11 protein-coding genes and 1 pseudogene are annotated in these 9,363 nt (G+C 68.4%); all 12 read left to right on the plus strand.

Going from position 1 to position 9,363, the window contains the following annotated elements; genetic code table 11:
* Positions 1 to 1,314: aspartate--tRNA ligase (aspS, locus tag K0M70_RS01380; protein ID WP_290778303.1), on the plus strand; the 1,314-nt coding region annotated here is incomplete at its 5' end.
* Between the two features lie 3 nt (positions 1,315 to 1,317).
* Complete coding sequence (locus tag K0M70_RS01385; RefSeq protein WP_290778305.1) at positions 1,318 to 1,839, plus strand: GNAT family N-acetyltransferase; 522 nt, start codon at positions 1,318 to 1,320, stop codon at positions 1,837 to 1,839.
* A gap of 7 nt (positions 1,840 to 1,846) precedes the next feature.
* Positions 1,847 to 2,509, plus strand: coding sequence for an alpha/beta fold hydrolase (locus K0M70_RS01390; RefSeq protein WP_290778308.1), 663 nt, complete (start codon positions 1,847 to 1,849; stop codon positions 2,507 to 2,509).
* Positions 2,510 to 2,570: 61 nt separating this feature from the next.
* Entirely contained in the window at positions 2,571 to 3,302 is a 732-nt protein-coding gene (locus K0M70_RS01395) for a YebC/PmpR family DNA-binding transcriptional regulator (RefSeq protein WP_290778311.1), read from the plus strand.
* Positions 3,299 to 3,832 (plus strand): crossover junction endodeoxyribonuclease RuvC, encoded by a 534-nt coding sequence (ruvC, locus tag K0M70_RS01400; protein ID WP_290778314.1) that lies wholly within the window; start codon positions 3,299 to 3,301, stop codon positions 3,830 to 3,832. Before K0M70_RS01395 ends, ruvC begins: the two co-directional genes overlap by 4 nt.
* Entirely contained in the window at positions 3,829 to 4,428 is a 600-nt protein-coding gene (gene ruvA / locus K0M70_RS01405; protein WP_290778317.1) for a Holliday junction branch migration protein RuvA, read from the plus strand. Before ruvC ends, ruvA begins: the two co-directional genes overlap by 4 nt.
* A 30-nt stretch (positions 4,429 to 4,458) precedes the next feature.
* Positions 4,459 to 6,348: a potassium transporter Kup gene (locus tag K0M70_RS01410; RefSeq protein ID WP_290778320.1), complete on the plus strand. Its 1,890-nt coding sequence runs from the start codon at positions 4,459 to 4,461 to the stop codon at positions 6,346 to 6,348.
* 37 nt (positions 6,349 to 6,385) lie between these two features.
* Positions 6,386 to 7,414: a Holliday junction branch migration DNA helicase RuvB gene (ruvB, locus tag K0M70_RS01415; protein WP_290778323.1), complete on the plus strand. Its 1,029-nt coding sequence runs from the start codon at positions 6,386 to 6,388 to the stop codon at positions 7,412 to 7,414.
* Positions 7,411 to 7,854 (plus strand): tol-pal system-associated acyl-CoA thioesterase, encoded by a 444-nt coding sequence (ybgC, locus tag K0M70_RS01420; protein ID WP_290778326.1) that lies wholly within the window; start codon positions 7,411 to 7,413, stop codon positions 7,852 to 7,854. The genes ruvB and ybgC overlap by 4 nt, the downstream gene beginning before the upstream one ends.
* A gap of 40 nt (positions 7,855 to 7,894) precedes the next feature.
* On the plus strand, positions 7,895 to 8,677 hold the full coding sequence (tolQ, locus tag K0M70_RS01425) for a protein TolQ (protein WP_290778329.1): 783 nt from the start codon (positions 7,895 to 7,897) through the stop codon (positions 8,675 to 8,677).
* A gap of 44 nt (positions 8,678 to 8,721) precedes the next feature.
* On the plus strand, positions 8,722 to 9,162 hold the full coding sequence (gene tolR / locus K0M70_RS01430; protein ID WP_290778332.1) for a protein TolR: 441 nt from the start codon (positions 8,722 to 8,724) through the stop codon (positions 9,160 to 9,162).
* Positions 9,152 to 9,363, plus strand: a pseudogene (locus K0M70_RS01435) (protein TolA); the annotation flags it as partial. The gene tolR and the pseudogene K0M70_RS01435, both read left to right, overlap by 11 nt.

Below are 9,363 nucleotides of genomic sequence, written 5' to 3' on the forward strand. Positions count from 1 at the left end.
TACCTCGACGAGCGCGGTTTCCAGGACATCGAGACGCCCATCCTCACCAAGGCCACGCCCGAGGGCGCGCGCGACTTCCTGGTGCCGGCGCGCATGTCGCCGGGCGAGTTCTACGCGCTGCCGCAGTCGCCGCAGCTGTTCAAGCAGATCCTGATGGTGGCCGGCTTCGACCGCTACTACCAGATCGCCCGCTGCTTCCGCGACGAAGCGCTGCGCGCCGACCGCCAGCTCGAGTTCACCCAGCTGGACATGGAGTTCGCCTGGGTTCGCGAGGCCGACGTGCAGGACGAAGTGGAGGGCATGATCCGGCAGATCTTCCAGGAAGTGATCGGCGTTGAGCTCGAGGCCTCTTTCCCGCGCCTGACCTACGCCGAGGCCATGCGCCGCTACGGCTCGGACAAGCCCGACCTGCGCAATCCGCTTGAGCTGCAGGACGTGGCCGAACTGGTGGAAGGCTCGCAGTTCAAGGTGTTCACCGACTGGGCGTCCAACCCCGACGGCCGCGTGGCCGCTCTGCGCGTGCCCGGCGGCGCGGCGCTGTCGCGCAAGCAGATCCACGACCTGGGCGCGCACGCGGCCAAGTACGGCGCCAAGGGCCTGGCATACATCAAGCTGGGCGAGAACGGCGAGCTCAGCTCGCCGATCAGCAAGTTCTTCGACGAGGCCGCGTTCGCGGCGCTGGTGTCGGCCATCGGCCTGCGCAACGGCGACATCGCCTTCTTCGGTGCCGGCACTTACAGGGTGGTTTCCGACTTCATGGGTGCGCTGCGCCTGAAGGTCGGCAAGGACCTGGGCCTGGTGCGCGACGGCTGGAAGCCGCTGTGGGTCACCGACTTCCCGATGTTCGAGTGGGACGAGGAAGAGTCTCGCTACGTGGCGCTGCACCACCCGTTCACCGCGCCGGCCGTGGACGACATCGCCGAACTCAAGGCCAACGCCCGCATCGCGGTGTCGCGCGGTTACGACATGGTGCTCAACGGCAACGAAATCGGCGGCGGCTCCATCCGCATCCACCGCAGCGACATGCAGAGCGCGGTGTTCCAGCTGCTGGGCATCGAAGCCGAAGAGGCCGAAGCGAAGTTCGGCTTCCTGCTCGACGCGCTGCGCTACGGCGCGCCGCCGCACGGCGGCATCGCGTTTGGTATCGACCGCATCGCGGCGCTGATGGCCGGCACCGAGTCCATCCGCGACGTCATCGCCTTCCCCAAGACCACCACCGCCCAGTGCCTGATGACCGGCGCACCGTCGCCGGTGCCGGACAAGCAGCTGGCCGAGGTGCATGTCTCGATACGGGCCAAGCCCGACAAGGCCTGAGCCATGGCCACCCGCATCCGTCGCGCAACGCCGGCGGATGCGTCGCTGCTGTCCACCCTGGCCGAACAGACCTTCACCGAGGCTTTCGGCCATTTGTACCCCGAGCGCGACCTGCGCGATTTTCTCGCCGAGTCGTATTCGGTCGAACGCCAGCGGGTGATCCTGTCCACGCCGGGTTATGCGGTGTGGCTGCTTGAACACGAAGGCGTCGCGGTGGGCCACGCGGCGGCCGGGCCCTGCGGCCTGCCCAATCCCGACGTGCAGCCGGGTGACGGCGAGCTCAAGCGTCTCTATGTGCTGGCGGCGTTCCAGGGTGCGGGCTGGGGCGGGCGGCTGTTTGAAGCGGCGCAGTCCTGGCTTCTGGCCGACGGCCCGCGCACGCTGTGGATCGGCGTGTGGTCGCAGAACCTGGGCGCCCAGCGCTTCTATGCCCGGCACGGCTTCGAAAAGGTGGGCGAGCACACTTTCCCGGTGGGCCGTGTGGTGGACCTGGAGTTCACCCTGCGGCGCGCCAGGCTCGCCTGACGGGCTTATGCTCCCCGCTGGTTCCCACCCGAGCACGGTCCTGAGCAGCCAGCCCACCGAACACGTCGTCCTGCTGCACGGCGTCTGGATGCGCGGCCTGACCCTGGTGCCGCTGGCCCGCCGCCTGCAGGCGCAGGGTTTCGTAACGCATCGGTTCGACTACGCCAGCCTGTTCTCGGGCCCGGCGCCGTCGGTGGACCGGCTGGCTTCGTACCTGATTGCGCTGGGCCCCGGCCCCGTGCACCTGGTAGGTCACAGCCTGGGCGGCCTGGTGGCGCTGGAAACACTCGCCAGCTACCGCGGCCTGCCCCCGGGCCGCGTGGTCTGCCTGGGTTCGCCGCTGGCAGGCAGCGGCGCCGCGCGGGGCCTGTCGCGCCACCATCTGTCGGCGCTGCTGGGTCGCAGCGGCACCCTGCTGCGTAGCGGCCTGCACGAGCTGCCGCAGGGGCGCGAGGTCGGCGTGCTGGCCGGTTCGCGCGCGGCCGGGCTGGGCCGGCTGTTCAACGACCTGGACGGGCCGGGCGACGGCACGGTGTGCGTCTGGGAAACCCAGCTGCCCGGCCTGGCCGACCATCGCGTGCTGCGGGTCAGCCACACCGGCCTGATCCTGTCCCGGGCGGTGGCCGGCCTGACCGCGGAATTCCTGCGGCAGGGGCGCTTCCCGCGCTGAGGCCGCGTTGTCCGCGGCGGCGGACGTATAATCGCGCCATCGCATCCGAAGGTTGGGTTCCATGGGCAGGTTGATGGTCATCGAGGGGCGCAAGGGCGCCCAGGACGCCAAGCGCGGCAAGGTCTTCACCAAGGTCATCCGCGAAGTGTCCACCGCGGCCCGCATGGGCGGCGGCGACCCCAAGGGCAATCCACGACTGCGCCTGGCGATGGACAAGGGCCTGGCCGTGAACATGTCGCGCGACGTGCTCGAGCGCGCCATCAAGAAAGCCACCGGCGAACTCGAAGGCGTCAGCTACGAGGAAATCCGCTACGAGGGCTATGCCCCCGGCGGCGTTGCCGTGATCGTCGACTGCCTCACCGACAACAAGGTGCGCACCGTGGCCGACGTGCGCCACGCCTTCAACAAGTGCGGCGGCAACCTGGGCACCGACGGTTCGGTCAGCTTCATGTTCAAGAAGCAGGGCGTGCTGGGCTACGGCCCGGGTGCCGACGAAGACGCCATCACCGAGGCCGCGATTGAATGCGGCGCCGATGACATCGTGGTTTATCCCGAGGACGGCGCCATCGAAGTGCTGTGTGCGCCGGACGCGTTCGAAGCGGTGAAGGAGGGCATGGTGGCCGCCGGCTTCCCGCCGCTTCAGGCTGAAGTGACCCTGCGCGCCGAGAACGACATCAAGGTGGAAGGCGAAGTGGGCCAGCAGGTGGCCAAGATGCTGGAGATGCTGGAGGACCTGGACGACGTGCAGAACGTCTATTCCAACGCCGACCTGGGCGCCGACGCGTTCCAGTGACCCGCATCCTCGGCATTGATCCGGGCTCGCAGCGCACCGGCATCGGCCTGATCGACGTCGACGCCGCGGGCAAGTGCAGCTATGTGCACTGCCAGATGCTCAACCTGCTGGTGGACACCGACGACTTCCCGGCGCGCCTGGGCAAGCTGGTGTTCGACCTGGAGGAAGTGCTGGAAACCTGGCGGCCCACCGTGGTCGCCATCGAAACCGTGTTCATGGACAAATCGGCGATGTCGGCGCTGAAGCTGGGCCACGCCCGCGGCGCCGCCATCGCCACCGTGGTGCGCCGTGGCCTGGCCGTGAGCGAATACGCGCCGCGCGTGATCAAGCAGTCGCTGGTGGGCAGCGGCGCGGCCGACAAGACCCAGGTGCAGCACATGGTGAAGCTTTTGCTCAGCTTGGGCGAGCGCAAACTGCAGGCCGACGCCGCCGATGCCCTGGCGGTTGCCCTGACCCACGCCCACACCAGCGCCACCGCCGGTCGCAGCGGCCTGGACCCTGCACTGCTGCTCCGGAGGCGCCGCCGATGATTGGTCGTTTGAAGGGTCTGCTGGTCTACAAGGCCCCCCCGGCGCTGATGGTGGACGTGGGTGGCGTGGGCTATGAACTGTCGGCGCCGATGTCCACGTTCTACGACCTTCCCGAGGTGGGCCGCGAGGTCACGCTGTTCACCCATTACGCGGTCAAGGAAGACGGCGTGGCGCTGTACGGTTTCTTCACTGAATCCGAGCGCCGCCTGTTCCGCGAGGTGCAGAAGGTGACCGGCGTGGGCGCGAAGATCGCGCTGGCGGTGCTGTCGGGCGCCAGCGTGGACGACTTCGCGCGGCTGGTGCAGACCGGTGACCTCACGGCGCTCACCCGCATCCCCGGCATCGGCAAGAAGACCGCCGAGCGAATGGTGGTGGAGCTGCGCGACCGCGCCGCCGATTTCGCCACCGCCGGCATCGCCGTGGTCACGGGGAAAACCGGCGCGGTGCCGGCCGACCCGGTGTCCGAGGCCAGCGTGGCGCTGACGCAGTTGGGCTACAAGCCGGCAGAAATACAGCGCATGCTCAAGCAGGCCGAGCCCGGCGACAGCGCCGAACAGATCATCCGCAAGGCCCTCACCTCGGTCCTGCGCGGATAAAACCCCGTCCCTTCGCCCCCGGGCAATCCCATGACTTCCCACACCCACGATGGCGCCACGGCGCCGCGCACCTGGCCTTTGGTGATCGGCGCCGTCGGCGTGGTCTTCGGCGACATCGGCACCAGCCCGCTGTACACGCTGAAGGAAGCCTTCGGTCCGCACTACGGCATCGCGCCCGACCCGGCGAACGTGCTGGGCGTGCTGTCGCTGATCCTGTGGTCGCTGCTGCTGGTGGTGTCGCTCAAGTACGTGGCCATCCTGATGCGCGCCGACAACCGCGGGGAAGGCGGCATCCTGGCGCTGACGGCGCTGGTGCAGCGCAGCCTGCCGGTGGCGGCGCCGCTGTCGTACACGGTCGGCATCCTGGGCATCTTCGGCACGGCGCTGTTCTTCGGCGACGGCGTGATCACCCCGGCGATCTCGGTGCTGTCGGCGGTGGAGGGCCTGGAAGTGGCCGCGCCCGAGCTAAAACGCTTCGTGCTGCCCATCACGCTGGCGGTGCTGGTGGCACTGTTCTCGATGCAAAAGCACGGCACCGAGCGGGTCGGGCGCATCTTCGGCCCCATCACCTGCCTGTGGTTCGCGGTGCTGGCGGTGCTGGGCGTGGTGGAGATCGCACAACATCCTGCGGTGCTGCAGGCCGTGAACCCGATCTGGGCGGCGCGCTTTTTCATGGAGCACGGCGTGCTGGCCTGGCTGGCGTTGGGGGCCGTGGTGCTGGCGGTGACCGGCGGCGAGGCGCTGTATGCCGACATGGGCCATTTCGGGCGCTTCCCTATCCGCATGGCGTGGTGGGGCGTGGTGCTGCCGGCGCTGCTGCTGAACTACTTCGGGCAGGGTGCCTTCATCCTTTCGCATCCGGGCCGGGTGACCAACCCCTTCTACGAGCTCGTGCCCGGCTGGGCGCTGTATCCGATGATCGTCCTGGCTACGCTGGCGACGGTGATCGCCTCGCAGGCGCTTATTTCCGGCACCTTCTCGGTGGTGCGCCAGGCGATCCAGCTGGGCTACCTGCCGCGGATGCAGATCGTGCACACGTCCGACCGCACCGAGGGCCAGATCTTCATCCCGCTGGTGAACCGGGCCATGCTGCTGGCGGTGATCGCGGTGGTGCTGGGCTTCGGCAGTTCGAGCAACCTGGCCATCGCCTACGGCGTTTCGGTGACGGGCACGATGCTGATCAGCACCGTGCTGCTGGTGATCCTGGCGCGGGTGCGCTGGCGATTGCCCGGCTGGCAGGTGCTGCCGCTGGCGGCGGTGTTCCTGGTGATCGAGGCGGCGTTCTTCTCGGCCAACGTGATCAAGTTCGTCGAGGGCGCGTGGTTCCCGCTGGCGCTGGGCGTGGTGTCCTTCGCGATGATGCGCAGCTGGCGCCGGGGCCGCGAGCTGGTGAAACTGCAGATGAACCGCGACAGCCTGCGCATCGAGCACTTCGTCGCCAACCTGGTGGCGCACCCGCCGGTGCGGGTGCCTGGCACGGCGGTGTTCCTGACGCCGTCCAACCAGTTCATGCCGCCGGCCATGCTGCACAACCTCAAGCACAACAAGGTGCTGCACGATCGCAACGTGCTGCTGAGCGTGGAGATCCTGGGCGTGCCGCGGGCGGAGGCCGCCGAACGCGTGGTGCACGCCGACCTGGGCCACGGCTTCAGCCGGCTTTCGCTGCGCTTCGGCTACCTTGAGGATCCGGACGTGCCGCGGGCGCTCAGGCAGTGGGATATCCCGGGGCCGGTCTTCGAGCCGATGGAAACCACCTACTTCGCAAGCCGGGAGTCGCTCAGCGCGCGGCCGGGGCAGGGGATGGCGCTCTGGCGCGACAAGCTTTTCCTCTTCATGTCGCGCAACGCCACGCCGGCGACCGAGTTCTTCCACATCCCCGGCAACCGGCTGGTGGAGCTGGGCACCCAGGTGGTCATCTAGGGTGCCCACCGGCCTTTCCCTGCCATAATCCCGACCCATGGAAGAACAACGCGTCATCGCCCCCGGCGCCACCCGCGAAGACGACCTGGCCGAGGCCAGCATCCGGCCCAAGCGGCTGGACGACTACCTGGGCCAGCAGGCCGTCCGCGAACAGCTCAAGATCGCCATCGAGGCGGCCAAGGGCCGCGGCGAAGCCATGGACCACGTGCTCATCTTCGGGCCGCCTGGCCTGGGCAAGACCACGCTGAGCCACGTGATCGCCAACGAGCTGGGCGTGAACCTGCGCACCACCTCGGGCCCCGTCATCGAGCGCGCCGGGGACCTGGCCGCCCTGCTGACCAACCTGCAGCCGCACGACGTGCTGTTCGTGGACGAAATACACCGTCTCTCGCCCGTGGTCGAAGAAGTGCTGTATCCGGCGATGGAGGACTTCCAGATCGACATCATGATCGGCGAAGGCCCCGCGGCGCGCTCGATCAAGCTCGACCTGCCGCCGTTCACCCTGATTGGCGCCACCACCCGCGCCGGCCTGCTCACGGCCCCCCTGCGCGACCGGTTCGGCATCGTCCAGCGGCTGGAGTTCTACAGCCCCGAGGAGCTGACCCGCATCGTCCGCCGGTCGGCCACCATCCTGGGGATCGAATGCGCCCCGGACGGCGCCGGCGAGATCGCCCGCCGCGCGCGCGGCACGCCGCGCATCGCCAACCGCCTGCTTCGGCGCGTGCGCGACTTCGCCCAGGTCCGCGCCAACGGCACCATCACCCGCACCGTGGCCGACGACGCCCTGGCCATGCTCAAGGTGGACGCGGAAGGCTTCGACCCGCTCGACCGCCGGATGCTGGGCATGATCATCGAGAACTTCCAGGGCGGGCCGGTGGGCGTGGAGTCCCTGGCCGCCGCCCTGAGCGAGGAGCGCGGCACGCTCGAGGACGTCATCGAGCCCTACCTGATCCAGCAGGGCTACCTGGTGCGCAGCGCCCGCGGCCGCATGGTCACCCACAAGGCCTACACCCACCTCGGCCTGAAGCCTCCGGCTGGTGTGTTTTCAGGCTCCCTGCTGCCGTGAGCGAAGCGGGCGCAACCCCGGGCCCGGCGGGCTCCAGCGAAATCCATCCCGTGCCGTTCAGCTTCGGGATAAGGGTTTACTGGGAGGATACGGACGCGGGCGGGGTGGTCTACCACGCCAGCTATGTCCGGTTCCTCGAGCGCGCGCGCACCGAATGGCTGCGCGCCCTGGGTTTCGGGCAGCGTGACCTGCGCGAAAGCGAGGACCTGGTGCTGGTGGTCCGCGACATGGCCATCGATTTCCACAAACCCGCGCGGCTGGACGACGAACTGCAGGTCAGCGTCGTCCTTGCCGAGCGGCGCAGCGCCAGCCTTTTGATCACGCAGCAGATCTGCCGGGGCGAGCAGGTGATGGTCCGCGCGAAGGTTCGCGTGGCCTGCCTGGTGGCCAGCAGTTTCCGACCACGACCGCTGCCCGCGTGGCTTGCGGGCGGGCAATGAGCTTCAACGACAACAACAAGTTCGCCGGAGTCCCGAATCCATGTTCGACCTGAACGCCTTGATCCTCGCTGCCGCCGCACCGGTGTCCGAGCTGCCCACCGAGGTGATGCCCGCGGCCGCCGAAGCCGCCGCCGGTGAAGCCGCCAGCAGCGGCCTGAGCTACCTGCAGCTGATGCTGCACGCCAGCCTGCCGGTGCAGTTCATCGTGCTGCTGCTGATCATCGGCTCGGTGCTGAGCTGGGTGATCATCTTCCGCAAGAACCGCATCTACAGCCACGCCATGCGCGACGCCGACGAGTTCGAAGGCCGCTTCTGGTCCGGCGTGGACCTCACCCAGCTCTACCGCTCGGCCACCGACCGCAACCGCGTGGTGTCGGGCCTGGAGGCCATCTTCGAAGGCGGTTTCCGCGAATACGCCCGCCTGCGCCAGAAGAAGGGCCTGGATTCACGCACCCAGCTCGAGGGCGCGCAGCGCGCCATGCGCGCCACCTTCGCGCGTGAAGTGGACCGGCTGGAACACAACCTCGAGCTGCTGGCGAATATCGGCTCCACGGCTCCGTACGTGGGCCTGGTGGGCACGGTGTTCGGCATCATGGTGACCATGCATGGCCTGTCCACGCAGGAAACCGCCAGCATCGCCGCCGTCGCGCCCGGCATTTCCGAGGCGCTGTTCGCCACCGCCATCGGCCTGTTCGTGGCCATCCCGGCGGTGTGGGCCTACAACCGCTTCGCCACCAAGGTCGAACGGCTGAGCGTGCGCTACGAAAGCTTCGCCGAGGAGTTTTCCTCGATCCTGCAGCGGCAGTCCCACGTCGAGGAGTAAGCGGGTAACCCCGTTTCCTTCGACCACACGTTGAGAACTGACGCATGTCCGCCACCATCACCCGCCATCGCAAGCGCAAGAAGCTCAAGGCCGACATCAACGTCGTGCCCTACATCGACGTCATGCTGGTGCTGCTGATCATCTTCATGGTGACCGCGCCGCTGCTGAACCTGGGCGTGGACGTGGACCTTCCGCAGTCCAAGGCCCGGCCGATCGAGCAGCAAAAGGACCCGGTGATCGTTTCGGTGGACGAACAGGGCCGCTACTACCTGCAGGTGGAGGGCGGCGAAAACGAGCCCATCGACGCCACCACGCTCAAGGCCAAGATTTCCGCGCTGGTGCGCCAGAACCCGGACGCTCCGGTGTTCGTGGCCGCGCCCGGCGTCACCCAGTACCAGACCGTGATCGACACCATGGTCCTTCTGCAGCAGGCCGGCGCGCCCAAGGTCGCCCTGATGACCCAGCCCCCGAGCAATGCACCCTGACACCATCCCAACGCGCGAAGGCGACGAGGGCCTGCTGAGGCCGGTGCTGATGGCGCTGGGCCTGCACGCGGCCCTGGTCATGATCCTTTTGCTGGCGGGCTGGTGGCAGCCGGCGCCCCAGGTCGTGTCCGTCGCGGGCCCGGTGGTGGAGGCGTCGCTGGTGGTTTCGCCGGCCGCCATCAGCGCGGCCGAGAAAGCGAT

The organism is Arenimonas sp. (assembly GCF_019459675.1).
Lineage (GTDB): Bacteria > Pseudomonadota > Gammaproteobacteria > Xanthomonadales > Xanthomonadaceae > Arenimonas.